Genomic DNA, 24275 nt, shown 5'->3' with positions numbered 1-24275 from the left:
CCGGCCGGGCTTTTTCGTGAAGGGCCCGGCGGCGGGAGACGCGGAACCGGCGGGCGGGTTTCCGGTTTGCTTGCAACTCCCCCCGAAGCCCCGCGGGATGAGCGACAAAGCCGTAAGGAATCCGATCCCTCCGGCGGCCAGGTGCTGCTGGCGGGCCGCCGAAACCGCGCAGCGAAATCTTTGAAGATTTCGCGCCGATTTCTTCGAAGAAATCGGTCCGGTTCCTTTGAAGGAACCGGAAGCCCCGCCCTCAGATCACGCTGCGGATCGCGAAGCTGGAATTGATCCGGGTCACACCCGGCAGGCGCGACAGGATCTCCTTGTGGATGCGCTCGTAATCGCCGGGGCTCTCGGCTTCGAGATGCAGCAGATAATCCTCCTCGCCGGTCATCAGATAACACTGGCGGATCTCGGGGTGCTTCAGAACCTCGGCCTCGAAAGCGTTCAGAATGTCCTCGGTCTGGCGCGCGAGGCTGATGCGCACGATCACCACATGGCGGTTTTCCGCGCCGGGACCCGAGACCAGCGCGGTATAGCCGCGGATCACGCCCGCGTCTTCCAGCATCTGCACCCGGCGCAGGCAGGCCGAGGGCGACAGCCCCACCTCGGCCGCGAGCGCCACATTGGTCATCCGCGCATTGCGGCGCAAAGCCCGAATCAGGGCGCGGTCGATGCGGTCGATCTCAGACATGATATTGCGTGTTGCGCATGAATGTTCTTCTGACTCACCCAGTATCGCAGATCATTGCGCAGATGCGAAGGACATTCGATCAATGATCGACAACCATGCGCCATCGGATCCGGGGTTTCCCCGGCCATGGAAACGCAGGGAAGAAAATGAAGGTCATCGTTCTGGGCAGCGGCGTGGTCGGGGTCACTTCCGCCTGGTATCTGGCGAAAGCCGGGCATGAGGTCACGGTGATCGACCGTCAGGAGGGGCCGGCGCTGGAAACCTCTTTCGCCAATGCCGGCGAGGTTTCCTTCGGCTATTGCAGCCCCTGGGCGGCGCCCGGCATTCCGATGAAGGCCGTGAAATGGCTGATGATGGAGCATGCGCCCCTCATCCTGCGCCCGAAGATCGACCGGGCGATGCTGTCCTGGCTGGTGCGGATGCTCAGGAACTGCACCTCGGCGCGCTATGCGGTCAACAAGAGCCGGATGCTGCGGATCGCCGATTATTCCCGGCTGAGCCTTGCAGAACTGCGCGCCGAGACCGGGATCGGCTACGACGAGCGGATGCAGGGCACTTTGCAGCTCTTTCGCACCGAGGCGCAGCTTGCGGGATCAGTGAAGGATGTGAAGGCGCTGAACGCCGATGGCGTGCCCTGCGAACTGCTGGACCCCGAGGGCTGCATCCGGGTGGAGCCCGCGCTGGCCCATGCCCGCGACCGGATCGTCGGCGGGCTGCATACGCCCTTGGATGAGACCGGCGATTGCTTCAAATTCACCAATGCTCTGGCCGGGCTGGCGGCGCAAAAGGGCGTGCGGTTCCTGTGGGGCGAGACGATCCGCCATCTGTTGAGCGAGGGCGGCCGCGCGACCGGGGTGGTCACCGACAAGGCCACGCATCGCGCCGACGCGGTGGTGGTCTGCCTCGGCAGCCATTCGCCGCAGCTTCTGCGCCCGCTCGGGCTGCGGCTGCCGGTCTATCCGGTCAAGGGCTATTCGCTGACCCTGCCGATCACCGACGCCGGCCGCGCCCCGGAATCGACCATCATGGACGAGAGCTACAAGATCGCCATCACCCGGCTCGGCGACCGGATCCGGGTCGGCGGCATGGCGGAAATCTCGGGCTACAACAACCGGCTGGAGGCGCCGCGCCGCCGCACGCTGGAGCATTCGGTGACCGATCTGTTCCCCGGCGGCGATCTGGCGCGCGGCGAGTTCTGGAGCGGGCTGCGCCCGATGACGCCGGACGGCACCCCGGTGATCGGGCCGACGCAGGTCACGGGGCTCTATCTGAACACCGGGCATGGAACGCTTGGCTGGACCATGAGCTGCGGCTCGGGGCGGCTGCTCGCGGATCTGGTCTCGGGGCGGGCGCCCGAGATCGACGCGCGCGATCTGGGGATTTCGCGCTACGCCTGAAAAGCTCCGCGCCTTCGGGCGCGGATGCCTCCGGCGGGGGTATTTTCGTCAGGATGAAGACCAGAGGATCTCCGGGCTGATCGCTGTCAGATCGCGGCAGCCGGTCAGCGCCATGGCGACCTCAAGCTCGGCGCGCAGGATGGTGATCATATGCGCGACGCCCCGGGCGCCGCCCACCGCCAGCGCGTGGAACTGCGGGCGGCCCAGCATCACCGCGCTGGCGCCAAGCGCGATCGCCTTGAGCACATCGGTGCCGCGGCGGATGCCGCCGTCGCAGATCAGGGGAATGCGGTTTTGCACCGCCGCGGCGACCGCCGGCAGGATAGCGGCGCTGGCCGGCAGGCTGTCGAGCGCGCGGCCGCCGTGGTTCGAGACCACGAGGCCGTCCACGCCGAGGTCGATGGCGCGCATCGCGTCCTCGGGCGCGGTGATGCCTTTCAGGATGAGCGGCAGTCTCGTGCGGGCGCGCAGCCAGGCGATGTCCTCCCAGCGGGGGGCGGCGTCCATCAGCCCGAGGAAGGCCGGGCTGCGGCCGGGGATCTCGCGCAGTTCCGGTCCTGGCATCCCGGCGGTGTTCACCGCCGCGACACCCTCGGGCAGGCGAAAGCCGATCCGCGCCTCGGTGTTTCTGAGCTTCACCGGCGCGTCCACCGTGACCACCAGCGCGCGGTATCCGGCCGCTTCCGCGCGGACGACCAGCGCCTCGGTATCCGCGCGGCGGGCCTGGACATAGAGCTGGAACCAGAGGTCGCCCTGGGCACGCGCGGCGATGTCTTCGATCCGCTCGCTCGCCAGGGTCGAGACCGTCATCACCGTGCCGGTGGCGGCGGCGCCAAGCGCGGTCGCGTGTTCGCCCTCGGGATGCGCGAGGCGATGGTAGGCGACCGGGGCCAGCAAGAGCGGGTGCTCCAGATCCTGGCCGAACAGCGTCAGCCCGGTCGAGGCGCCGCGCATATCGGCGAGCACCCTGCCCTTCAGCCGGATCCGGCTCCAGGCTTCCAGGTTCGCCGCATGGGTGACGCCATCCGCCGCCGCGCCGTCGAGCCAGGCCGAGACCATCGGCGGCAGGCGCTCGGCACTGATCCGCGCGTAATCGCAGAGCGCGACCGCCTCGGGCGGGATATGGAACGGCTCCACCGGATCAGGTCTCGGCCCAGTGGCGGATCATGTTGTGATAATGCGAGGTCAGCCCCGTCACCGCCGGATCGTCGTCAGGCAGCATGGCGCGGATACGCATGATCGACTGATCCAGATCGTAAAGCATATGGCGCTGCCAGTCGTCCCGCACCATCGACTGCGCCCAGAAGAACGAGGCCCAGCGCGAGCCGCGGGTGACAGGCGTCACCGAATGCAGAGACGTCGCGGGATAGACCACCGCATGGCCCGCGGGCAGTTTCACCTTATGCTCGCCGTAAGTGTCGTGGACCACCAGCTCGCCGCCGTCGTAATCTTCGGGTGGCGTCAGGAAGACGGTGGTGGAAACATCGGTGCGGATGCGCTGGCCGGTGCCGGGGATCACCCGGATCGAGCCGTCGACATGGGCGCCGAAGGTCATGCCCTCGTCATAGCGGTTGAACATCGGCGGCAGCACATACAGCGGCAGCGCGGCCGAGGAATAGACCGGGTTGCGGCCGAGCGCGCGCATGATGATGGCGGAAAGCTCGCGCGCGACCGGGCTGTCGACCGGCACCTGGAGGTTCAGCTTCACCTTAGCGGCCTGATCACCCGCGGTGATGCGCCCGTCGACCCATTCGGTGCCTTCCAGCACCTGGCGGATATAGGCGACCTCTTCCGGGGTCAGAAGATCGGGAATGGTGACAAGCATGGCGCTCTCCGGGGTGGATCCGCGGCGGAGAATAGCGCCCCCGGCCGGGGAAGTTAAGAAATTCCGTCAGGATTTGCGCGCACATCCCCCGGCGGATTGCCGCAGCCGAAGCGGAGGGCGCATGAAAAAGGGCGGCACGGGGCCGCCCTTTTCCGTCGTGGACCGAGCTCCGCTCAGAACGAGTGGTTCAGCGACAGCGTGAAGTTGCGGCCCGGTTCGACATTGACGAACTGGCCGTTCCACGACCCGCCGTAGAGCTGTTCGTCGAACACGTTGTTGACGTTGAGCCGCAGCGAGGTCGCGTCGTTGAGGGCATAAGAGGCCATCAGATCGACGCGCCAGGCCGCAGGAACCGCCGCGGTGTTCGCAGCATTGACGTAGCGCTTGCTCATATAGGTCGCGCCGCCGCCCAGGGTCACGCCATTGGCGAGATCCCAGGTGGACCAGAGCGAGAAGCTGTGTTTCGGCACGCCCGCGATCATGTTGCCGTCGTTGGTGGCGGTGGGGCCGTCGTCCTTCAGCTCGGCGTCGGTATAGACGTATCCGGCGACGATGCCCCACTGATCGTTGATCTGGCCGGCGGCGCTGAGTTCCACACCCTTGACCGTGGTGTTGCCGACCAGTTCGGTGACGCCAGGCGAGGTGGTGACGCGCATGTTGTCCTTTTCGGTCATGAACAGAGCACCGGTCAGGAGCAGTCTGTCCTGGAACAGCGACCATTTCGTGCCGAGTTCGTAGCTCTTGCTGCGCTCGGGGTCGAGGTTGACGGTCGCGGCAGAGGGGTTGCCACCCAGACCCGCGCCCTCGCTGGAGGGGTTCGAGGAGGTGCTGAAAGCCAGATAGACGCTGCCGTTCTCGGCGGGCTTGTAGTTCAGCGCGGCCGAGCCGTTCAGCATGTAGCTGTTGTTGTCGAGGCGCGCCGGGGTGGTTTCGTCGAAGCTGACCCGGAAATCGTCGTAGCGCAGGCCGATGGTGGCCTCCCACTGCGACGAGAAGCTGATCGTATCGACCGCATAGACCGCGCGGGTCTTCGTGGTGCTGAACTGGTTATAGGGACCGACGGTGACAAGCACCGGATAGTTCACCCAGGGGTTGGGCGCATCGCCCCAGCCCACCACCGGAATGCCGCCGGTCACGATCGCCGAGCCGTCGGGATTGGTGATGGTCACCGCCCCCGATGAGGTCTTTTCGCGCGAGATGTCCACGCCGACGACGAAGCTGTGATCGACGCCCAGCCAGTTCGCGCTGCCCGACAGCTGGCTGTTGAAGGAAAGCGTCTCGGTCAGCTTGTTGGCGTTGCGCGATTCCAGCCGGGTGCCGGCGACGCCCGCAAGGTTCGCGTTCGGCTTGGTCACGACATATACATTGGTGTCGCGATTCTTGCGCAGAACGCTGGTCCAGCGCAGGTTGTCCGAAAAATCATGCTCGAAGCGCAGATAGCCCGAGGCGGATTCCACCTCGCGGAAGTCGCGGCTGTGGATGCCGTAGAACCAGTCGGTCGGCACATCCATCGGCAGGTAAGGGTCATCGATCGTGCCCGAGCCGCGGCGCCAGGCCGGGTCGGTGTTCGCCCCTGTGAAGGGAACGCCGTAATCGACCATGTCGTTGTCTTTGAGATAGTAGAGACCGGCGGTCACCTTCGAATTCTCGCCGATCTGGTAGCTCAGGCTCGGCGCGATGCCGTAGCGTTCCGAGGTCACGCCCTTGCGGCCGCCGAGGTCGTCGGCGTCCTGGACCATCAGATTCAGCCGCAGACCGAGATCGCCGAAGCTCCGGTTGGAATCCAGCGTGGCGCGCTTGAACGAGCCGGTGCCGAAGGAAAGCGAAGCCTCGTCGAACTCGCCCTCGACCGGGGCCTTGGTGTTCAGATTGATCGAACCGCCCGCCGAGCCGCGTCCGGCATAGGTGCTGTCGGGGCCCTTGGCGACCTCGACGGTTTCGAGATTGAAGGCTTCATAGCTGGTGCGCGCGCCGGTGCGCATGCCGTCCACCATGATGTCGAACTGGGCATCGAAGCCGCGGATCAGCGGCTTGTCGCCTGCGGGCGAGCCGCCCTCGCCGGTTCCCAGCGTGACCCCGGGAGTGGTGCGCAGGATCTCGGTCAGCGAGGTCGCGCCACGCTCTTTGATCTGTTTCGAGGTGATGACAGTGACGGTTTTGGCCGTGTCGAGCAGCGGGGCGGTCGCCTTGTCGTTGTCGCTCTCGGTCACTTTGTAGCTGTTGGCGGCCTCACCGCCTTCGCCACCGGCCTGAAGAAGGATCGTGCCGAGATCCTGCTCGTCGGCGGTGCGCACGGTCTGGGCGCCGGCCTCGCCGGCCATCACGGCCGAGACGGCCAGAACGGGCAGCAGGCCCAGGGTGGGAAGGGGCCGCGCGGTCTGATCGACGGCTGCCGGCCTTTTCTCGTAAGGGGTCATGTCGTGCTCCCAAAAAGCAAAAATATCCCTGCCCCAGGGCAGGGCGGAGGCGTCGGTGGCAGCTGGCGAATGGCTTGCTGTAAGACTATCGGGCAGGTGCCGGACGGCGACCTGTATTGGCTTGAGTCCGGTTCTTAGCCCGCGCGGCCCCCCCGTCAACATTTTGCGACAGTCACTCCTTTTAGTTGAGTGAAAGACACAGGATTGCGATGCTTTCGTGCAACACCGGACGGGGAACGCAGCGCAATCGCGACAGAGAGCCGCCGCCGCGACGTTGCCTGCCGCTTCCGCCGGGAATCGGTCTCAGCCGATCTCGCGCTCCAACCGGGCGCGGAACACGTCGGGCATCGACCAGTTCGGCTGGTGGCCGAGCAGCATTTGCAGGAAACCGGCGGGGAAACTGCGGTCGTGATGCGCGTTTTCGCGCAGGCTCCACCACTGCCGCAGATCGGCGATGTCCGATGAGATATGGGGGCCAAGGTCGGGCGAGGCGTGGAATTCCTCCTCCAGCGCCGCGGCGTGGACGGTCAGGCAGAACAGGGTGCAGACATAGCCCTCGGGCCAGAATGCCGCGGCCGAGGCGGGATCGGCCCGGCCCGGCGCGCAGGTGGCGGCCAGCGGCATCTCGGCGATCAGCTCGCGCAGCATCAGCCCGGCGGCAAATTCAAAAAAGTCGCGGCGTTCGGATTTGTCTTTCGGCCGCTGCACCTCGATGGCCTTCAGCCAGTTCGCGAAGGCGCGGGCCAGCCGGGGCTCGTCGATCATGAAACCGCAGCCGAGCCCCGCGCCGCAGGCCGCGGCATAGCGGGCAAAGGCGCTGCGGAACCAGCGCAGCCGCCGCACGGCGATGCGCAACGGCTCGTTGGTGGGCGGCAGCGCCTCGCGGTGTGGCAGGTCAGACATGCGGCGCCCAGCTGCGGTAAAGCTGCGCCAGCGCCGCCTCGTCCCCGGCGGCGGCAATCTCGGGGGCGAGCGCGCGGGCCAGATCGGCGGCCGCGGCCAGCGCGTCGGTATCGTCCCCGTCGCCGCGCCCCGATTGCAGCCAAAGCATGACGGCGAAGACCGCAATCGCCCCCGTCTCGGCCCCGGCCTCGGGGCCGATGTCGCGGATCACCCGGGAATCGAGCAGCGCCCGCGTCAGCCGCGCCGCCGTCCCGGCATCATCCGCCCCGGGCGAGGTGGCACTCAGCGCCCGCAGGGCCGCCGATTCGCTGATGAAGGCCGGGCGGATCCCCAGCCGGTCGAGCACGCGGGCCAGCGCCAGATAGATCACCGCCGCAAAGGCCGGGCCGGTGTCGAGATCGGAAAGCCGCGCGTCGGCGGACAGATCGGCGCCGCCGAGCACGGTCTTGGCAAGATCCGAGGCGGCCTCGTCCATCTGCCGCGCGATCCCCTCGGCCTCGCGCAGGACGGATTGCGCAAGGCTGGCGGCGGGGCGCGGCAGGGCCTCGGTCATGCCGGTGCCGGTGATCGTGTCGCGCAGCGTCTCGCCGCCGCGACGAAGCAAATGACGCAGGCCCCGCAGCGCCTCGCGCAGCGGAACCGGGTCTGGCAGGAATGGGGCCTGATGGCCGGGCACGGGCAGTTCTCCCAACATCTCGGCCCAGTATAGCGCATCGCGCGCGGGCCGGAAGCCTCAGCCGCTCACGGACAGGTCCAGCACCGCCCGGCGCGCGCGCGGCAAAGCGGCGGGGCTCATCGAGAGTTCCCGCACACCTGCGCGCAAGAGGAACGGGATCAGCGCCGGATCGCCCGCCGCCTCGCCGCAGACCCCGGTCAGCTTGCCCGCCGCGGTGGCCGCCGCCGTGGCCCGGGCGATGGCGGCCAGCACCGCGGGGTTGTCGGCGCGGCACAGCCCGGCGACGCCCGGATTGGTGCGGTCGGCGGCCATGACATATTGCGTCAGGTCATTGGTGCCGATCGAGAAGAAATCGGCCTCGGCAGCGAGGTCTTCGGCGCAGAACACCGCCGCCGGGGTCTCGACCATGATCCCGAGCGCGAAATCGCCATGCGCCAGCCCCTCGGCGACCAGTTCCGCCCGCGCCTGCGCGATCATCGCCCGGGTCTCGCGGATCTCGTGCACATCCGCCACCATCGGCAGCATGACCATCAGCCGCCCCCTCGGTGCCGCGCGCAGCAGCGCGCGAAGCTGGATGCGGAACACCTCGGGCCGGGCGAGACACAGCCTGATGCCGCGCAGGCCGAGGAACGGGTTGTCCTCGCGCGGGACCTGAATGCCGCGCGCGGGTTTGTCGCCGCCGATGTCGAGCGTGCGGATGATCACGTCGTGGCCCGGGAACAGCTCCAGCACCCGGGAATAGGCGGCGAGCTGCTCCTCTTCGCCGGGCAGATCGGCGCGGTCGAGGAACAGAAATTCGGTGCGGAAGAGGCCCACGCCCATCGCCCCCGCCTCACGCGCCTTTTCGGCATCCGCGACCGAGCCGATATTGGCCGCAAGCACCACCGCCACGCCGTCCCGGGTGACGGGCGGGCGGTCGCGCAAAGCGTCAAGCGCGCGGGCCTCGTCCCGGGCCGCGGCGATGGCGGCGTGCCAGGCCTGCACCACATCGGGGCCGGGATCGGCGATCACCTCGCCGGTGGCACCGTCGAGCGCGAGGATCTCTGCGGCCTCGCAGCGGGCCAGCGCCGCGCCCGCGCCGAAGACCGCCGGCACGCCCGCGGCGCGCAAAAGGATCGCGGCATGGCCGGTGGCAGCACCCCGCGCGGTGACGATGCCCCCGAGCCGCGACAGGCCATGGCCGAGGTGAATGGCCGCGAGTTCATCGGCCACCACCACCGCGCCATCGGGCGCATCGGCCAGCGAGACCGGCTGTTTGCCCTGCAATTCCAGCGCCACGAGTTGCGTCGCGGCGCGCATATCCTCGGCCCGGGCGGCGGCATAGGCATCGTCGAGCGCAGCGATTTCGCGGGAGATTTCGTCGCCGCTGGCAAGGATCGCGGCCAGTGCAGAGGCCCCGCCCGCGATCCGCGCGGCGATCCGGGCGGCCCAGTCCTCATCCCCGGCCAGATCGGCCAGCGCGATCAGCACCGCACGGGCGGCGGGATCGGCGGCGCCGTCGCGGCAGCGCCGGGCGACCGCCGCCTGCGCGGCCAGCGCGCGGGCGGTCTCGGTTTCCACAGCCGCGGGGTCGATGGTGTCGGGTTCCGGGGTCAGTTCCGGCTGACGCAGCACGAAGACCGGGCCGATGGCGCGGCCCGGGCTGACGCCCAGCCCCTGCCCCGCCGCCCCCGGCGCGGACGGGAAGATTTCCGGTGCGGGACCGGGCGAGGCGGTTTCTCCGCCCTGTGCGGGCGCGGAAAGGTAATTCCCAACCGCCGCCAGGGCGGCCTCCGCCTCTTCGCCCGAAGCGTGCAGGGTGATCTCGTCGCCCTCTTTCGCCCCCAGCGTCAGCAGTTTCAGCGAAGACGTCGCCAGCGCCTCGCGCCCGCCCGCCTTCAGCGTGACCCGCGCCGCAAAGCGTTTCGCGAGACGCACGAGTTCCGACGCGGGCCGGGCATGCAGACCACCCTCGACCCGGAGCCTGATCTGACGGACCAGTTCCATCCTACCCTCAATATTTGTCAGGCCGCGCGCGGGCCGTCTCAGCCCTTCAGGATACCGGCGATCTTCTCGATCTCGGCGTCGCGGCCGATGCCGGTCAGAAAGGCCAGCGTCACGATGGCGGGTTTCGGTAGATTCGGCGGCAAGGGCGTGGTCGATACCACCAGGTCCACGTCCTCGATCAGGCCGGGAACCTCGGTCGCCTTGCATTGCCGGGTTTCCACCGGAATGCCGCGGGCGGCCATCTCCTCTTCGATGCTGTTGGCGACCACGGTCGAGGTGGCGACGGCGGTGCCGCAGGCGACGAGGACGATCTTCTTGCGGGGCATGGGCTTCTCCTTATTTCCCGGCGCCAAGAGCGGCGCGCGCCTCGGACGGGGTGGCGGCGGCGATCAGATTGCGCAGCCGCGCCTCGTCCTGCAACAGGGTGACGATGGCCTGGAGCATCCCGATCTGTTCGTCCTTGCTTTTCAGCGCCAGCGCAAAGACCGCGCGCACCGGCAGCCTCACATCGGGATCGTCCATGCTGCCGAAATCGACCGGCGTGGCCAGCACCGCAACGGCGATGCCCGAGGCCAGCACATGCTCGGGGTCGGTATGGGGCACCGCCACCGCGATCCCGCCGCCCAGAGGCAGGCCGGTCGGCAGTTCGGCCTCGCGCGCGCGGGCCGCATCGGCCCAGCCCGGCCCCACATTGCCGTTTCGCTGAAGGTGAGCGGCAAGCGTGCCGATCACCTCCTCTGCACCGGCCGGAGAAAGCCCGGTAAAGACCCCCTCCGGCACCAGATATTGCGACAGTTCGCTCATCAGCTCTGCTCTTCTCCTGCTGCATGATCGCCGAGTCTGCCGCCCTTCAGCGCGGCAAGCCCCGCGCCGACCAGCGCCGCCATGATCACCACGCCGAAATAGCCAAGCCAGCTTGCCAGCGCCACGACGACGAGCGAGATCCACAGGAAGCCGTCGCCGATGGCGGTGATCTGACTGGCGTTTTCCGGCAGGGTGAAGCCCGAGGCCACCGCCGCCTGGGTGAACAAAGGCGCCTGCGCGGTGGCGATGTAGAAGCCCGCCGCCAGCGTGATCGCGCCGATGATCACCATCCGCAGCACGTTGCCGCCCACGATGGGCGCCGCCAGCGCCACCACGAAGGGGATCACGGCGAGGTCGGCGAACAGGATCACCCGGTTCCCGGGCAGCACGATCGACAGAAGGATCGCGATCGGCACCAGGATCAGCGCCGACGAGATCGCCGCCGGATGGCCGATCAGGATGGCGGAATCGAGGCCGATGTTGATCTCGCGGTTGCCGGCGCGCTTTTGCACGAAGCTGCGCGCGGCCTCCGAGATCGGGATCAGCCCCTCCATCAGGATCTTCACCATGCGCGGCAGCAGCAACATCACCGCGGCCAGCGCCATGCCGGTCTGCAACACCCGGGTGATGGTGCCGGGAATGTTCGATCCGTCCCAGAAGCCGATCAGCCCCAGCACGATACCGATGATCAGCCCCATCATGATCGGCTCGCCGAAGACGCCGAAGCGCTTCTGGATCGTATCGGTCGACAGGTCGATGTCGCGCAGGCCGGGGATGCGGTCGATCACCCAGTTCACCACGATGGCGATGGGCAGGATCGCGCCCGACAGCAGATGCGGCACCGAAACCCCCGGCAGGCCGTAGAATTTCTGCACGGGCTTTGCCGACCAGTCGGCCACGAACAGCGCCAGCCCCGCCATCACCGCGGCGGTGGCGATCCCCATGCCCAGAGAGCCGGTCGCCGCGACCACCAGCGAGCCGAAGAACGCCATATGCCAGAAGTTCCAGATGTCGACGTTCAGCGTCCGGGTCAGCCCGGTCAGCAGCAGCGCCACGTTGACGGCGATGCCGACCGGAATGATCCACAGCCCGACCGACGAGCCGAAGGCGATGGCCGCCGACGACGGCCAGCCGACATCGACCACATCGCGGGTGACGCCGGTATTGGCGGCGATGGCCTGGGCCACGTCGCTGAGGCTGGTCCACATCAGACCGATCACAAGATTGATACCGATAAAGGCGATGCCGATGGTCAGACCGGCGCGGAACGCCCGGCCCGGCTTTGCGCCCAGAATCACACCGATGATGAATATGAAGACCGGCAGAAGAACGGTCGCGCCGAGCCCGTCGACCACCGTCTTCAGCCCTGTAAGCAGGCTGTCCATGATTTCCTCCCGTTCCGGCGGATGCCGGATCTCTCCCTCTCCGGCATGCGCTTCGCTGCCCCTCTCTCCCGGGCGCCGGTATTCCGGCCTGGTCGCGGTTGTCCGCCGCGATCATTTGCGCGCATGCTGCACAATGATGCGGAAACCCGGGCCATCTGTCAATCGCGCGATATATGCACATATGTGCGAAAACTCTGGCGCTGGCGGGGCGGTTTTGTCATATTCGGCACTGCCCGGCTGAATGGGCACAGCATCCTGGGAGAGAACGGCGCGTGTCACGGCCCAGAAACGACGATCGCGACCTGGAAGTCATGGCCGCCTGGTTCTATTACGTCCATGGCATGGGCCAGGAGCAGGTGGCGCGCAAACTGGACATCTCGCGCACCAAGGTGACGCGGCTGCTGGCCCGCGCGCGCGACACCGGAAGGGTGAAGATCACCCTCGACCATGAGCTTTCCGAGACGCTGGCGCTGTCGGACTGGATCTGCAAACGCTACGGGGTGAAGAACTGCCTGCTGACGCCGCCCTCGGTGCTGGCCGATGCCCGCGGCGAAACCGCCGAGCAGATCGGCCGCCAGGCGGTCGGGATCGTCGCCGCCAATTATCTGACGCGGCGGGTGCAGAGCAGCGGCGGCATGGCGATCGGGGTGGGCGGCGGACGGACGCTGGCGCAGGTGGTGGGCTCGATCCGCTCGCTGTCGCAGGCCGGGCTGCGCGCGGTCTCGCTGACCGGCACGTCAAGCCAGGACGACGGCACCAGCGCCTGCCAGATCGCGCGCGACATGGCCGAGGCCCTGGGCGGCAGCGCCAGCACCCTGCCCGCGCCGCTGTTCGTCGGCCGGGTCGCGACGCGGCTGGCGCTGGAAGCGGATCCGGTGATCCGCGAGGTGCTGGATCTGGCGGCGCAGACCACGCTCAACCTGGTCAGTTGCGGCGCCATCGAGACGAGGAACAGCTTCTGCCGCGCCTCGCGCCTGTCGGCGGCCGAGATCAGCGCGGCCGAGCGCGCCGGGGCCTGCTGCGAGGTGGTGGGGATCTGGCTGACCGAAGAGGGCGAGCTGGCGAAAACCGAGCTGAACGAGCGCCGGATCGGCGTCTCGCTCGATTCGCTGCGCGAGACCGAGACGGTGATCGTCGCCTCGGGCGCGCGAAAGGTGGGGCCGCTGAAAGCGGCGATCCGGGCGGGAATCGCCCGGACCATCATCATAGACCACGACATCGCCGGAAAACTGGCGGCGGGCTGACGGCCCCTAAACGCAACCCGCGTCGATCAGCGCGATCAGCCGCGCGCCGGTGACGGCGGCGCGGTCGTCCGCCGAGACCGCCAGCGCCGCCGCGTGATCGGCGCGCGCCGCGCGGCTGCCGTCGCAAAGCGCCTCAGGGCTGGTCGCGCGCCCGCTCACGCAGCCAGCGCCGAGCAGCATCAGGATCGTCGCCGAGAAGATCCGCATCATCCATCCTCCTGCGGGTGTCGCGATAATCGGTGGTTTCCTGCCGCCCCGCGCCGGCCCGTCCGCGCAGGACCAAGAACAGCCCGGCCAGCATCAGCGCCACGGGGCGCCACAGCAGCCGCAGGATCAGGTGGCCCATCCGAACCTCCGCGCGAAAGCATAGGCGCCCTCGGCCAGCACCCCGAGCGCCGCGCCAAGCGCCAGCGCGATATCCGGATCGAGCGCCAGCGCGCTGCCCGTCGCGGCATCGACAAGCCCGTAAGCCACCAGCGCGCCCGCGACATAGCGGGCAAGGATCCGTGCGATAACTGCGGTCATGATCATCTCCTGTTCCGGAAAAATTTCGCCAGCGCCGCCAGCAGGCTGACAATCCAGCGGGGCTGCGCGGGTTCGGGTTCGGGCTCGGGTTCCGGCACGGCGATCAGCGCGCGCAGCCGGTCGCCCACCGCGCGGGCCGCGCCGGGGCGCTCCATCCCCGGCAGCCAGGTCACGTCCCATTTGCCGCGCTGCGCGATGCCCAGCGTGGGCTGCACCTCGGCATGGGTCAGCACCGAGCGCGGCTCGACCGCGATCCCGTAGCGCGCCGCCAGATCGCGGCACAGATCCGCCAGCGCCAGGACCTGCGCGGGCGTGACCGGCGCGGTTCCCACGCGGAACGGGCTCTCCTGTGCGCCGGCCATCGCGGCCAGCGCCACGCCGATGCTGCCTGTGTTCGCGTTCAGCGTATGGGCGGCATAGGCGCCCGGCACCAGCGGCCCCGCATTGGCCGAGACCGCAAAACGGCCGGGATGCACCGCCCCCGCGCCGTCGATCACATAGTGATAATGGTGAAGATCCAGACCCGTCGGCCGATGCGGCCCGCCGGTCCAGTGGATGATGATCCGTCGCAAAGAACCCTCCGCTTCCGTGAGGGCCCCATCATCCGCCGCCAGTCTTTTAACAAATATGGGCAGAGGGAGCGTTCGCTGCCGCCCGCCCGCAACGCGCCGCGCTCAGCCGGAACCCACCGCCCCTGCCCGCTGCCTCCTTACGAAGACCCCGACCGCGCCCGCGCAGCATTCCTCCCCTGCCCCGCGCGCGGCTTTCATCCTGACCCAAATACCCCCGCCGGAGGCACCGGCGCGGCACGCGCCGGCTTCAGCGCCCGAACCTGCCCTTCAGCGCATCGGCGAAAGCATTGCCGCCGGAACTGCCGCCCTTCGGCTCCGCGCTCATCGGCGCCCGCCCTTTCGGCGCGGGCGCACGTCCCCCCGCCCCGCGCTCCTCGCGCGCGGATTTGGCAGAGGCGCCGCCGTCCTTCTTCATGGTCAGGCCGATACGCTTGCGCGCCGCATCGACCTCGACCACGGTCACGCGCACCACATCGCCCGCCTTCACCACCTCATGCGGATCACTCACGAAACGGTCGGCCAGCTGGCTGACATGGACCAGCCCGTCCTGATGCACGCCGATATCCACGAAGGCGCCGAAGGCGGCCACATTGGTCACCGTTCCCTCCAGCACCATGCCCGGTTTCAGATCGGAAATCTCCTCGACCCCATCGGCGAAAGTGGCGGTGCGGAACCCCGGGCGCGGGTCGCGGCCGGGCTTTTCCAGCTCGGCGAGGATGTCCTTCACCGTCGGCAGGCCGAAGGCCTCATCGACGAAGGTCGCCGGGTTCAGCTTCTTCAGCGCCACCGAATCCCCCATCAGGCTGCGGATGTCGCGCCCGCAGGCCGAGACGATCCGCCGCGCCAGATCATAGGCTTCGGGGTGGACGGACGAGGCATCCAGCGGCTCCTTGCCCCCGGTGATGCGCAGGAATCCCGCCGCCTGCTCGAAGGCCTTCGGCCCGAGCCGCGGCACTTTCAACAGATCGCGGCGCGAGGCGAAGGGCCCGTTCGCATCGCGATGCGCGACGATGGCCTCGGCGAGCGACGGCCCCACCCCCGAGACCCGCGCGAGCAACGGCCCCGAGGCGGTGTTCAGATCCACCCCCACCGCGTTCACCGCATCCTCGACCACCGCGTCGAGGCTTTTCGCCAGCCGGTGCTGATCGACATCATGCTGATACTGGCCGACGCCGATCGACTTCGGCTCGATCTTCACCAGTTCCGCGAGCGGATCCTGCAAGCGCCGCGCGATCGACACCGCGCCGCGCAAAGACACGTCCAGCCCGGGAAATTCGCGCGCCGCCAGCTCGCTCGCCGAATAGACCGAGGCCCCGGCCTCGGAGACCACCACCCTGACCGGCCTGTTCTCACCCGCGGGCAGCAGCGCCAGCAGGTCGGCAACCATCTTCTCGGTCTCGCGGCTCGCGGTGCCGTTGCCGATGGCGATCAGCTTCACGCCATGGCTGCCGATCAGCTTCGCAATCGCCACCTGCGCGCCGCGCAGATCGTTCTTCGGCTGGAACGGGTAAACGGTATCGGTCGCGAGCAGCTTGCCGGTCGCATCCACCACCGCGACCTTGACCCCGGTGCGGATCCCGGGATCGAGCCCCATCGTCGCCTTGCCGCCGGCCGGAGCCGCCAGCAACAGATCCTTGAGATTGCGGGCGAAAACCCGGATCGCCTCGGCTTCGGCACGCTCGCGCAGCTCGGCCATCAGATCGAGCGTCAGTGAGGTCTTCAGCTTCACCCGCCAGGCCCAGGCCGCCGCCTCGTGCAGGAACCTGTCGCCCGGCCCGCTGCCCGAGGCCGCGAGCTGCGCTCCGCAGGCGCGCTCAGCCGGGCTCTCGCCGCGGGGCGCCTCGGGGTCGATCTCCAGATCCAGCGTCAGCACATCCTCGTTGCGGCCGCGCAGCATCGCCAGCACCCGGTGCGAGGGCGCGTCCGACCAGGGCTCGTTATGGTCGAAATAGTCGGAGAATTTCGCCCCGGCCTGCTCCTTGCCCGCGACCACTTTCGCGCTCAGCCGCCCGACCTTGCGCATGTGATCGCGCAGCCGGCCCAGCAGAGCCGCATCCTCGGCCAGCCCCTCGGCGAGGATGTCGCGCGCGCCCTCAAGCGCCGCTTTCGCATCGGCGAATCCCTCGCTGAGGAACCCCTGGGCAAGCGCCGCCGGATCGGCCGAGCGGTCCGCCAGGATCGCATCGACCAGAGCCTGCAACCCGGCCTCGCGTGCGATCATCGCTTTGGTGCGGCGCTTCGGCTTGTAGGGCAGGTAGATGTCTTCCAGTTCCGCCTTGGTCCCCGCCCCGGCGATGGCGCGCGCCAGATCGTCGGTCAGTTTGCCCTGGCCGGTGATCTCGGTGAGAATCGCCGCCCGGCGCGCTTCCAGCTCGCGCAGGTATCCGAGCCGCTCCTCCAGCTTGCGCAATTGCGTGTCGTCGAGGCCCCCGGTCACCTCCTTGCGGTAGCGCGCGACGAAGGGGACGGTGGCGCCGCCGTCCAGCAGTTCCACCGCTGCCACGACCTGACGCGGCGCGGCGCCGATCTCGGCGGCGATGATCTCGGGGATGCGGGCGACGGACATGCGATTCCTCCTTCGGCGCGGGTCGCGGGACCCGGGGCTCGCGACCATAGCCATGCCGCCGCCCGGGGCAAGCCCCGCCTTCGCGCGCATCCCCCGGGGGCGGGCGAAATTCCTGAAACCCCGGCCTTGCAAAAGCCGGCGCATGGCGGTATCAGCCCCCAAGTGCCGGCTTAGCTCAGTTGGTTAGAGCACCAGATTGTGGATCTGGGGGTCCCCCGTTCGAGCCGGGGAGTCGGTACCACTTCTTCCCCGATATTTGCGAGACAATGCTTGCGGCAAGGGCCGCGGGCCGCTAACCCGCAGGGGCGTGAACCAGCCCCGAGGTCATCATGGGAATCAACAAGCAAAGCGACATTGCGGCCAATCTCCAGATCGGCCCGACCGACGCGGGCATGGTGCGGCTTTACATCGAGGCCGAGGGCGGGGTCGAACTGCCGCTCGACTTCGACCCCGACGAGGCCGAAGAGATCGCCGAGGAGTTGCGCGCCGCTGCCGAGGCCGCCCGTGCCGTGGCCGGAACCAAGGGCCGCCGCCGCTGAGGCGAGGGCAAAAGCGCATCCGCCCGCGCGGCCTGGCGTTGCAAAGGGGGGTTCCCCCCCCTCGGGCCTCCGGCCCTCACCCCCAGGGTATTTATATCAGGGTGAAAACCAGGCGCGTTTTGCCTTCACCCCGACCAGAATATCCTCTGGGGTAGGGTTTCGCCGGTCGGGGACCAATGGACTGCGGGGAGCGACGCGGCCGCAGCCCGCGACAGCGCCGGAAAATCGTCCGACCGACTAGGCCGTGTTGACAAAATGGCTTCCGATTATTGACGGTCTGTGCTTCAAGGTCATCCCGACGTGTGAGAAGATCTTGGCGCGCAACCTGATATCCGACGATGAAAGGGCCTTCTTCGAGCAGTTTATCCAAGCGGTTCGGCATCCGAACGGGCGTAATCCCTCCGATCATCGCCTTGTTCCGGATGGAGTTTTCTGGATAGCGCGCACCGGCGCGCCTTGGCGTGACTTGCCCGCGGAGTTCGGCAAGTGGTCCTCGGTCTATCGCCAGTTCCGCCGCTGGACGCTCGCAGAGTTGTGGGAGGACATCCTGGACGCGCTGAACCACGCCAGGATTGCGCGATACAAACTGCAGATGGCCGACAGCACAGTGATCCGCGTCCATCATCATGCGGCGGGCGCAAAAGGGGGACTGCTGACAAGAGGCTCCTGGCCGTTCAAGAGGTGGCTTCCCGACCAGGATCCACCTCCGCATCAACGGCGTTGGCCTCCCGATGAGAACCGGGATCACGCCGGGACAGGATTCCGACTATACCGGCTATGATTTGGTAATGGCAGACAACTTGCCACAGCCCGCCGTTCTGGTTGCCGACAGGGGCTATGAGTCTGATAAAATTCGAGAAGATATCGAAAGCCACAATGCTCTGCCGATGATACCCATGCGCAAGAACCGTAAGGTGCGCAAAGCTGCAGACATGACCATCCACACTTTGCGCAACATGGTGGAGCGGTGCTTCAACAAGCTCAAGAACAGCCGTCGCCTCGCGACCCGCCACGACAAAACCGCAGACAGTTTCCTCGGCTTCATCGACCTCGCTTGCATCAGCCTATGGCTGCGCCATTTGTCAACATGACCTAGGGCAGCCAAATTCCTTCAAAGGAATTTGCCAATTTTCTTTGAAGAAAATTGCGGCGCGGTGTCAGCCGCGCCTTCCCCGACGCTCGCGGCGCGGGGGCGCCTCGCCCTCGCCGGTGCCGTCCGAGGCCGAGGAGAACGCCCCCAGCTTTGCCGCCACCTCGTCGAGCGAGGGCGGCGGCCCCGGCGGCGTCTCTTCCAGCGCGCGGCGCATCGCCATCAGATGTTCCGGCATGGTGCCGCAGCAGCCGCCGATGATCCGCACCCCGGCGTCGCGCGCCATCACCGCATAGACCGCCATCAGCTCGGGCGTGCCGTCGTAATGGATATGGCCGTCGTGGTATTTCGGGATCCCCGCATTCCCCTTCGCCACCACCGGCCGCGTGGTGCCGGTGGCGAGGAACCCCATCACCGTGCGCATCAGATCCGAGGCGCCCACGCCGCAATTCGCCCCGAAAGCGAGCGGCGGATTGGGCAGCTTTTCGACCAGATCCGCCAGCGTCGCCGAGGTCACCCCCATCATCGTGCGCCCGGCGGTGTCGAAGCTCATGGTGCCGACCCAGGGCATTCCGGCGCGGTCGGCCGCCTCGGCCGCGGCGCGGAATTCCTCGGGTGCTGAGATGGTCTCGACCCAGAGCACATCGGCGCCGCCCGCTTTCAGCCCCTCGGCCTGTTCGTGGAACATCTCGACCGCCAGCGCATGGGTCAGCGTGCCCATCGGCTCGAAAATATCGCCCGTCGGCCCGACCGAGCCCGCGACAACCACCTCGCGCCCCGAAGCATCGGCGATCTCGCGCCCCAGAGCCGCGCCGACCCGGTTCAGCTCATGCACCCTGCCCTGCGCGTTGTGCAGCTTCAGTCGCGAGGCATTGCCGCCGAAAGTGTTGGTCAGGAAAATGTCCGACCCGGCCTCTACCGCACTGCGGTAGAGTGTGCGGATGTTGTCGGGCCGATCGATGTTCCACAACTCGGGCGGCTCGCCCGAGGAGAGACCCATGTTGAACAGATTGGTCCCCGTCGCCCCGTCGGCCATCAGCCAGCCGCGGGCAGAGAGAAGCCGGCTCAGCGCGTCGTCGCTCATCGGGAAACCCTTTCAGATCGGTTGTGCAACTGTCCTGCCACGGCGCCGGGCCGCGCACAATCGCGAACTCGCGCGCGGCGCGAAAGCAAAACGCCGCGCAGGGCGGCCCCGCGCGGCGCTGAAAGCATCGGGCGGTTTCCCCGCCGCTCAGATTTCCGACATCAGCTGTGCCTTGGCGACCGGCAGCATCCCGGCCAGTTTGGCGCGAATCTCGTCTGCAGTGGCCTTGCCGGCCAGATCAGCGGCGAGTTTGCGCACCACATCCTCGTTGCCGGCCTCTTCGAAATCGGCGGCGACGACCTCCATCGCATAGGCATTGGCCTCGTCGCCGGTCTTGCCCAGAAGGCCCGCCGCCCAGAGCCCGACCAGCTTGTTGCACCGCGCCTCGGCCTTGAACTGCATTTCGCTGTCATGGGCGAATTTGGCTTCAAAGGCGTTTTCGCGATCATCGAAGGTGGTCATGGGCGGATCTCCGGGCCAAAGGATCGGTTTCCCCCGTCATATGCCCATGCGCGCGCGCGCCTGCAAGAAGAAAGCCCCGCAAAGGCCCGGCTCATCGCTTGCAGGCCCCCGGGGGCCAGGCTATAGGCCGGATGTATCCCGGGGTGGCGCCGCCGCCCCTTTCGTCATTTCCGCTCAGGGGCAACGATGGCACGGCGCAAGAAGGTCTACGAAGGCAAGGCCAAGATCCTCTATGAAGGCCCCGAGCCCGGAACGCTGATCCAGTATTTCAAGGACGACGAACCCACGGCCGCCGCCGCGAGCGTCAATGTCGCGCCGATCTCGGCCGCGTCCGAAGGCAAGGGCGTGCTGAACAACCGGCTGTCGGAATTCTTCATGACCGGGCTGAACGGCATCGGCGTGCCCACCCATTTCATCCGCCGGCTGAACATGCGCGAGCAACTGGTGCGCATGGCCGAGATCATCCCGCTGGAAGTGGTGGTACGCAACTTCGCCGCAGGCGGCATCTCGCATCGGCTCGGCATCCCCGAGGGCATGGCGCTGCCGCGTCCCATCGTCGAATACTACTTCAAGGACGAGAAGCTCGGCACCCCGATGGTGTCCGAGGAACATATCATCGCCTTCGGCTGGGCCAACCAGCAGGATCTTGACGATATGGTCGCGCTGGCGCTCCGGGTGAACGATTTCCTCTCGGGCGTGATGCTGGGCGTGGGGGTGCGGCTGATGGATTTCCGGCTGGAGATGGGCCGGATCTGGGAGGGCGATTTCATGCGCCTGATCCTCGCCGACGAGATCACCCCCGATTCCATGCGGCTGTGGGATCTGCGCCAGCCCGAGCGCGCCGACGGCTCGGTTCCCGATCCCGGCCCGCTCGGGGATGTCTATGCCGAGCTCGCGCGCCGGATCGGGGTGCTGCCCTCGAACGTGACCCATCCGGCGAAACCCTCGCTGATCAACTGAGCCGCCCCATATTGCCCCGGCCCGGCCCGGGCGCTATGGGAAGGCCGAAGATCTTACCCCCTGCCCGGAGGCCGCCTATGAAAGCCCGCGTCACCGTCATGCTGAAGAACGGCGTCCTCGATCCCCAGGGCGAGGCGATCCGCCACGCGCTCGGCGCGCTTGGATTCGCCGGGGTGGAAGGCGTGCGCCAGGGCAAGGTGATCGAACTCGACCTTTCCGCGACCGACAAGGTTGCGGCCGAAACCGGGGTGAAGGCGATGTGCGAGAAGCTGCTCGCCAATACGGTGATCGAAAGCTACCGGGTCGAGATCCTCTGACACCCTTCTCCCCGGTGAAGAACGCCGGGGGCCGTCTGCTGTCGCAGTCCATACGGTTTCCCGAACCAATGGCGAAACCAATGGCTTGCCCCGGGGGTATTTAAGTCAGGGTGAAAGCAGCAAAAAACGCCTGGCTTTCACCCTGATCCAAATATCCTGGGGGTGAGGGCCGGAGGCCCGAGGGGGCAAGGCCCCCTTCACCGGCGCGTCACGCGCAGGCGGATGCCGTCTTTCGCCCTGACCGTCAGATGCGCGACCGGCACCGGATCTGCCCCGGGGATACGGGCGAAGCGGAAAGCGCGCGCCAGCATCGCAAGGATCAGCACCCCCTCGATCATCGCGAAACCCGCGCCGGTGCAGACCCTCGGGCCGGCCGAGAACGGCATGAAGGCGTCGCGCGCGGCAAGGCGGCCTTCTTCGGTCTGCCAGCGCGCCGGGCAGAAGCTGTCGGGGCTGGTCCAGAACCGTTCGTGCCGGTGCAGATGCCAGGGCGAGAGCACGATCTGCGCGCCGGGCTTCACCTTGCGGCCGCGGAACTCCTCGGGGCACAGGTTCTGGCGCACCATCATCGGCACCGGAGGGTAGAGCCGCAGGGCCTCGCGGAACACGTCGCGGGTGTAGCGCAGCTTCGCCACCGCCGCGAAATCCGGCGTCTCGCCCAAGGCGCTGGCCTCGGCCGCCACCCGCTCCTGCACATCGGGGCAGAGCGCCAGCAGATAAAGCGACCAGGCCAGTGCCGAGGCGCTGGTCTCATGACCGGCGAGGAAGAAGATCGCCACCTGATCGACCATCTCGGCGGGGGTGAATCTCTGGCCGGTCTGTGGGTCTTCGGTGGTCATGATCTTGGTCGCCAGATCGTCGGGGGCGGTGCCCTCTGCGATTGCCACCGCGCGCTCGCGCGTCAGTTGCGCGATCAGCCCGCGGATCACCCTCGCCGAGGCGCGGGTGCCCCGGCGGTGAAGCCGCGGGAACCAGCGCGGCAGCGGCAGGAAGGCCGCGAGGTTCAGGATCGGCTGTGTCCGCTGATAGGCACGGAACTCGCGGAACACATTCGCCGCCACCTCATGCCCGATGGGGATCGAGAAGAGCGTGCGGAAGATCACATCGGCCGCGGCATGGCTCATCTCTTCCTCGGCCTCGATCTCGTCCCCGGCCGCGCCGATCCGGGCGAGGGCAGATTGCCCGGCCGCGACCATGGCGGGAAACGTGTCCTTCAGCCGCCCACCCTCGAAGGCCGGGTCGATGATGCGGCGCTGGCTTTTCCAGGTCTCGCCATTGGTGACGAAGACGGAATTGCCGAGGAGCGGCTCCAGCCCGGCGCGGATCCGGTTCGATTTCGGGAAATCGTCGGGCCGTTCCTTCAGCACCCGGTCGATCAGCGCCGGGTCGTTGCAAAGGTATGAGCGGAAGAACGGCGTGCGGAACTCGGCCATCCAGGCGCGGTAGAGCCGCGCGGGCTGCGCCGAGAGGATGTCGCGGCGGAACAGCCGCAGATAGGTCAGCAGCGAGACGCGATCCGCCCTTGGGGCGGGTTTCGGCGGAACGGGGGCCTCGGGCAAATTATCTCTCATGCCACGTTTCTAAAGCGGTTCAGCGTCTGCTCAATGCGGCTTTTTGACGGGGCACGCGCGGCGAAACGCTGCGCCAGCGTCAGGGGGCCCGCGGTCACGCGGAAATAATCGTATTCGCCGGGCTGGCCGGTCAGATTGTCGAAGGCGCAGAGATACTGGAAATGCAGCCGGAAATACCGCCGCCGCAGCGCGCGCCATTTCTCCGCGCTCAGCGTCTGCGTGAAGGCGGCCGAGAGCACCAGCGGCCAGCGCTTGCCCGGCGGCGGCTCGACCGAGACGGAAACCGGATCACACAAAGCAAAAGCGCAGCCGTCGCCGGGGGCGGTCACGTCGATCCAGGCGATCTGATCGCTCTGGCACAGATGCGCCAGATCGCCGCGCAGCCGCGCCGCACCGGGCAGGAAGGAGATCATCGGCACCACATGGCCAAGGCTCAGGAACGAGAGCGGCGGATGGTCTGCCGGCAGCCCCTCGCGCGTCAGATCGGCGAGGATCGAGATCCCCAGATGCGCGCCCGAGGAATGGCCGACCACCAGAACCTCGTCATGGCCTCCGTCCAGCGCTTGGCGAATCTGCTTGCCAAAATCGAACATTCTGGCTTCCATCTCGGGCGGATAAGCGCCGTTACCCTGGGCCGAGTATCCATAATCATGCATCAGATACCAGGCAAAGATCTTGTTGTCCTTCGCCCGAAACCAGCGCAGCACCAGCACCGCGACCGCCAGAAGGACCGGAATCCCCGCCGCCCAATGCGTCAGCCGCCCCACAGCCCAGGCCGCCAGCCCGCCCGCCAGCAGCGCGAGCGCGAGCTGCGCCAGCAGGAACACCACCGGATAGAGCGCGGCGATGGTCGGCCCTTTCCTCAGCCGCATCAGCCGGAACAAGGCGCCCGAGCCGATATAGGCCCAGGCGGTGCGCAGCAGTTGCCAATAGGTCGCCGGGATCGAGTTCGACATGCTCGATCGCACGAGGTCGGACCAGACCAGCACGTCGATCTCGCTTGCGACCTGCCGGCCCTCGATCTGCGCATCGACCCGCCAGCCGTAGCTGCCCTTGCCGGATTTCGGTTTCAGATGCAGATCATAGCCGGAAAGCCGCGCCTGTTCCGCGCCCTCCTTGCGGTAAAGCTCGCGGTAGCGGCGCGGGTGGAACGGGTCATAGCCCGGGATGTAGAACACCCGGCGCCGGAATATCTGCGGTTCCTCTGTCACCCTGCACTCCCCTGCCTCGCGCCCAGTCTGGCGCGGAAATCCGGCGAAAA

The 24275-nt window shown here is 67.7% G+C and carries 24 protein-coding genes and 1 tRNA gene; 7 read left to right on the top strand and 18 right to left on the bottom strand.

Features of this window, described 5'->3' with window-relative positions; genetic code table 11:
- Positions 1 to 250: 250 nt before the first annotated feature.
- A complete protein-coding gene (locus XINFAN_RS13390; protein ID WP_124087371.1) occupies positions 251 to 691 on the bottom strand; it encodes an Lrp/AsnC family transcriptional regulator in 441 nt (146 codons plus the stop codon).
- Between the two features lie 146 nt (positions 692 to 837).
- On the opposite strand from XINFAN_RS13390, the gene XINFAN_RS13385 reads away from it, so the two are divergent.
- A complete protein-coding gene (locus XINFAN_RS13385) occupies positions 838 to 2088 on the top strand; it encodes a D-amino acid dehydrogenase (protein ID WP_124087370.1) in 1251 nt (416 codons plus the stop codon).
- 48 nt (positions 2089 to 2136) lie between these two features.
- Here XINFAN_RS13385 and XINFAN_RS13380 read toward each other — a convergent pair whose 3' ends face one another.
- From XINFAN_RS13380 to XINFAN_RS13340, 9 genes are all read right to left on the bottom strand, one after another.
- Positions 2137 to 3225 (bottom strand): alpha-hydroxy acid oxidase, encoded by a 1089-nt coding sequence (locus XINFAN_RS13380; protein ID WP_233352209.1) that lies wholly within the window; start codon positions 3223 to 3225, stop codon positions 2137 to 2139.
- Positions 3226 to 3229: 4 nt separating this feature from the next.
- Positions 3230 to 3913 carry a Fe2+-dependent dioxygenase gene (locus XINFAN_RS13375; protein WP_124087369.1) on the bottom strand — a complete coding sequence of 228 codons (684 nt, stop codon included), beginning with the start codon at positions 3911 to 3913 and terminating at the stop codon, positions 3230 to 3232.
- A gap of 173 nt (positions 3914 to 4086) precedes the next feature.
- On the bottom strand, positions 4087 to 6330 hold the full coding sequence (locus XINFAN_RS13370; RefSeq protein WP_160144618.1) for a TonB-dependent receptor: 2244 nt from the start codon (positions 6328 to 6330) through the stop codon (positions 4087 to 4089).
- A gap of 303 nt (positions 6331 to 6633) precedes the next feature.
- Positions 6634 to 7233: a hypothetical protein gene (locus XINFAN_RS13365; RefSeq protein WP_124087367.1), complete on the bottom strand. Its 600-nt coding sequence runs from the start codon at positions 7231 to 7233 to the stop codon at positions 6634 to 6636.
- Positions 7226 to 7909, bottom strand: a complete 684-nt coding sequence (locus XINFAN_RS13360) for a hypothetical protein (RefSeq protein WP_124087366.1) — start codon at positions 7907 to 7909, stop codon at positions 7226 to 7228. Before XINFAN_RS13360 ends, XINFAN_RS13365 begins: the two co-directional genes overlap by 8 nt.
- A gap of 57 nt (positions 7910 to 7966) precedes the next feature.
- On the bottom strand, positions 7967 to 9895 hold the full coding sequence (gene ptsP, locus XINFAN_RS13355) for a phosphoenolpyruvate--protein phosphotransferase (protein ID WP_124087365.1): 1929 nt from the start codon (positions 9893 to 9895) through the stop codon (positions 7967 to 7969).
- Positions 9896 to 9933: 38 nt separating this feature from the next.
- On the bottom strand, positions 9934 to 10221 hold the full coding sequence (locus tag XINFAN_RS13350; protein ID WP_124087364.1) for a PTS sugar transporter subunit IIB: 288 nt from the start codon (positions 10219 to 10221) through the stop codon (positions 9934 to 9936).
- A 10-nt stretch (positions 10222 to 10231) separates the two neighbouring features.
- On the bottom strand, positions 10232 to 10699 hold the full coding sequence (locus XINFAN_RS13345) for a PTS sugar transporter subunit IIA (RefSeq protein WP_124087363.1): 468 nt from the start codon (positions 10697 to 10699) through the stop codon (positions 10232 to 10234).
- Positions 10699 to 12084 carry a PTS galactitol transporter subunit IIC gene (locus tag XINFAN_RS13340; protein ID WP_124087362.1) on the bottom strand — a complete coding sequence of 462 codons (1386 nt, stop codon included), beginning with the start codon at positions 12082 to 12084 and terminating at the stop codon, positions 10699 to 10701. The genes XINFAN_RS13345 and XINFAN_RS13340 overlap by 1 nt, the downstream gene beginning before the upstream one ends.
- A 272-nt stretch (positions 12085 to 12356) precedes the next feature.
- Between XINFAN_RS13340 and XINFAN_RS13335 the strand changes: the two genes are divergently transcribed.
- On the top strand, positions 12357 to 13328 hold the full coding sequence (locus XINFAN_RS13335; protein WP_160144617.1) for a sugar-binding transcriptional regulator: 972 nt from the start codon (positions 12357 to 12359) through the stop codon (positions 13326 to 13328).
- Positions 13329 to 13334: 6 nt separating this feature from the next.
- On the opposite strand, the gene XINFAN_RS21760 is transcribed toward XINFAN_RS13335, so the two are convergent.
- From XINFAN_RS21760 to XINFAN_RS13315, 4 genes are all read right to left on the bottom strand, one after another.
- Complete coding sequence (locus XINFAN_RS21760) at positions 13335 to 13538, bottom strand: hypothetical protein (protein WP_160144616.1); 204 nt, start codon at positions 13536 to 13538, stop codon at positions 13335 to 13337.
- A gap of 123 nt (positions 13539 to 13661) precedes the next feature.
- Positions 13662 to 13853 (bottom strand): hypothetical protein, encoded by a 192-nt coding sequence (locus tag XINFAN_RS13325; RefSeq protein WP_124087359.1) that lies wholly within the window; start codon positions 13851 to 13853, stop codon positions 13662 to 13664.
- Positions 13854 to 13855: 2 nt separating this feature from the next.
- On the bottom strand, positions 13856 to 14425 hold the full coding sequence (locus tag XINFAN_RS13320) for a peptidoglycan recognition protein family protein (RefSeq protein ID WP_124087358.1): 570 nt from the start codon (positions 14423 to 14425) through the stop codon (positions 13856 to 13858).
- A gap of 247 nt (positions 14426 to 14672) precedes the next feature.
- Positions 14673 to 16991, bottom strand: coding sequence for a Tex family protein (locus XINFAN_RS13315; protein ID WP_124087357.1), 2319 nt, complete (start codon positions 16989 to 16991; stop codon positions 14673 to 14675).
- A 164-nt stretch (positions 16992 to 17155) separates the two neighbouring features.
- Between XINFAN_RS13315 and XINFAN_RS13310 the strand changes: the two genes are divergently transcribed.
- The 3 genes from XINFAN_RS13310 to XINFAN_RS13300 all read left to right on the top strand — a co-directional run bounded on the left by XINFAN_RS13310 (position 17156) and on the right by XINFAN_RS13300 (position 18621).
- Positions 17156 to 17232, top strand: a tRNA-His gene (locus XINFAN_RS13310).
- 88 nt (positions 17233 to 17320) lie between these two features.
- A complete protein-coding gene (locus XINFAN_RS13305; protein WP_124087356.1) occupies positions 17321 to 17530 on the top strand; it encodes a DUF6324 family protein in 210 nt (69 codons plus the stop codon).
- A gap of 310 nt (positions 17531 to 17840) precedes the next feature.
- Positions 17841 to 18621 (top strand): IS5 family transposase gene (locus tag XINFAN_RS13300; RefSeq protein WP_435530873.1). Its coding sequence is split into 2 segments (ribosomal slippage): positions 17841 to 18197 and positions 18199 to 18621, totalling 780 coding nucleotides; the frame shifts between segments, so codons are not numbered across the junction.
- 66 nt (positions 18622 to 18687) lie between these two features.
- On the opposite strand, the gene bmt is transcribed toward XINFAN_RS13300, so the two are convergent.
- Both bmt and XINFAN_RS13290 read right to left on the bottom strand, forming a co-directional pair.
- Positions 18688 to 19704 carry a betaine--homocysteine S-methyltransferase gene (bmt, locus tag XINFAN_RS13295; RefSeq protein WP_124087355.1) on the bottom strand — a complete coding sequence of 339 codons (1017 nt, stop codon included), beginning with the start codon at positions 19702 to 19704 and terminating at the stop codon, positions 18688 to 18690.
- A 147-nt stretch (positions 19705 to 19851) separates the two neighbouring features.
- The gene (locus tag XINFAN_RS13290; protein ID WP_124087354.1) at positions 19852 to 20166 is read right to left on the bottom strand and encodes a DUF1476 domain-containing protein; all 315 of its coding nucleotides are present in this window, start codon (positions 20164 to 20166) and stop codon (positions 19852 to 19854) included.
- Positions 20167 to 20352: 186 nt separating this feature from the next.
- On the opposite strand from XINFAN_RS13290, the gene XINFAN_RS13285 reads away from it, so the two are divergent.
- Together XINFAN_RS13285 and purS are read left to right on the top strand one after the other, a co-directional pair.
- On the top strand, positions 20353 to 21126 hold the full coding sequence (locus XINFAN_RS13285; RefSeq protein WP_124087353.1) for a phosphoribosylaminoimidazolesuccinocarboxamide synthase: 774 nt from the start codon (positions 20353 to 20355) through the stop codon (positions 21124 to 21126).
- 77 nt (positions 21127 to 21203) lie between these two features.
- Complete coding sequence (purS, locus tag XINFAN_RS13280) at positions 21204 to 21443, top strand: phosphoribosylformylglycinamidine synthase subunit PurS (RefSeq protein WP_124087352.1); 240 nt, start codon at positions 21204 to 21206, stop codon at positions 21441 to 21443.
- 197 nt (positions 21444 to 21640) lie between these two features.
- Here the strand turns inward: purS and XINFAN_RS13275 are convergent, their stop codons facing one another.
- On the bottom strand, positions 21641 to 23014 hold the full coding sequence (locus XINFAN_RS13275; RefSeq protein WP_124087351.1) for a cytochrome P450: 1374 nt from the start codon (positions 23012 to 23014) through the stop codon (positions 21641 to 21643).
- Positions 23011 to 24225, bottom strand: coding sequence for a hypothetical protein (locus tag XINFAN_RS13270; protein WP_124087350.1), 1215 nt, complete (start codon positions 24223 to 24225; stop codon positions 23011 to 23013). The genes XINFAN_RS13275 and XINFAN_RS13270 overlap by 4 nt, the downstream gene beginning before the upstream one ends.
- Between the last annotated feature and the right edge of the window lie 50 nt (positions 24226 to 24275).

This window comes from Pseudogemmobacter humi, from assembly GCF_900609055.1.
Lineage (GTDB): Bacteria > Pseudomonadota > Alphaproteobacteria > Rhodobacterales > Rhodobacteraceae > Pseudogemmobacter > Pseudogemmobacter humi.
The sequence above is the reverse complement of the archived record's forward strand: the minus strand, read 5'-3'. Positions and strand labels throughout refer to the sequence as shown.

What these genes read in the sequence shown, in the direction of transcription:
- XINFAN_RS13390 (WP_124087371.1), bottom strand. Translation starts at nt 691, where the DNA reads ATGTCTGAGATCGACCGCATCGACCGCGCCCTGATTCGGGCTTTGCGC.
- XINFAN_RS13385 (WP_124087370.1), top strand. Translation starts at nt 838, where the DNA reads ATGAAGGTCATCGTTCTGGGCAGCGGCGTGGTCGGGGTCACTTCCGCC.
- XINFAN_RS13375 (WP_124087369.1), bottom strand. Translation starts at nt 3,913, where the DNA reads ATGCTTGTCACCATTCCCGATCTTCTGACCCCGGAAGAGGTCGCCTAT.
- XINFAN_RS13370 (WP_160144618.1), bottom strand. Translation starts at nt 6,330, where the DNA reads ATGACCCCTTACGAGAAAAGGCCGGCAGCCGTCGATCAGACCGCGCGG.
- XINFAN_RS13365 (WP_124087367.1), bottom strand. Translation starts at nt 7,233, where the DNA reads ATGTCTGACCTGCCACACCGCGAGGCGCTGCCGCCCACCAACGAGCCG.
- ptsP (WP_124087365.1), bottom strand. Translation starts at nt 9,895, where the DNA reads ATGGAACTGGTCCGTCAGATCAGGCTCCGGGTCGAGGGTGGTCTGCAT.
- XINFAN_RS13350 (WP_124087364.1), bottom strand. Translation starts at nt 10,221, where the DNA reads ATGCCCCGCAAGAAGATCGTCCTCGTCGCCTGCGGCACCGCCGTCGCC.
- XINFAN_RS13345 (WP_124087363.1), bottom strand. Translation starts at nt 10,699, where the DNA reads ATGAGCGAACTGTCGCAATATCTGGTGCCGGAGGGGGTCTTTACCGGG.
- XINFAN_RS13340 (WP_124087362.1), bottom strand. Translation starts at nt 12,084, where the DNA reads ATGGACAGCCTGCTTACAGGGCTGAAGACGGTGGTCGACGGGCTCGGC.
- XINFAN_RS21760 (WP_160144616.1), bottom strand. Translation starts at nt 13,538, where the DNA reads ATGATGCGGATCTTCTCGGCGACGATCCTGATGCTGCTCGGCGCTGGC.
- XINFAN_RS13325 (WP_124087359.1), bottom strand. Translation starts at nt 13,853, where the DNA reads ATGACCGCAGTTATCGCACGGATCCTTGCCCGCTATGTCGCGGGCGCG.
- XINFAN_RS13315 (WP_124087357.1), bottom strand. Translation starts at nt 16,991, where the DNA reads ATGTCCGTCGCCCGCATCCCCGAGATCATCGCCGCCGAGATCGGCGCC.
- XINFAN_RS13305 (WP_124087356.1), top strand. Translation starts at nt 17,321, where the DNA reads ATGGGAATCAACAAGCAAAGCGACATTGCGGCCAATCTCCAGATCGGC.
- bmt (WP_124087355.1), bottom strand. Translation starts at nt 19,704, where the DNA reads ATGAGCGACGACGCGCTGAGCCGGCTTCTCTCTGCCCGCGGCTGGCTG.
- XINFAN_RS13290 (WP_124087354.1), bottom strand. Translation starts at nt 20,166, where the DNA reads ATGACCACCTTCGATGATCGCGAAAACGCCTTTGAAGCCAAATTCGCC.
- XINFAN_RS13285 (WP_124087353.1), top strand. Translation starts at nt 20,353, where the DNA reads ATGGCACGGCGCAAGAAGGTCTACGAAGGCAAGGCCAAGATCCTCTAT.
- purS (WP_124087352.1), top strand. Translation starts at nt 21,204, where the DNA reads ATGAAAGCCCGCGTCACCGTCATGCTGAAGAACGGCGTCCTCGATCCC.
- XINFAN_RS13275 (WP_124087351.1), bottom strand. Translation starts at nt 23,014, where the DNA reads ATGAGAGATAATTTGCCCGAGGCCCCCGTTCCGCCGAAACCCGCCCCA.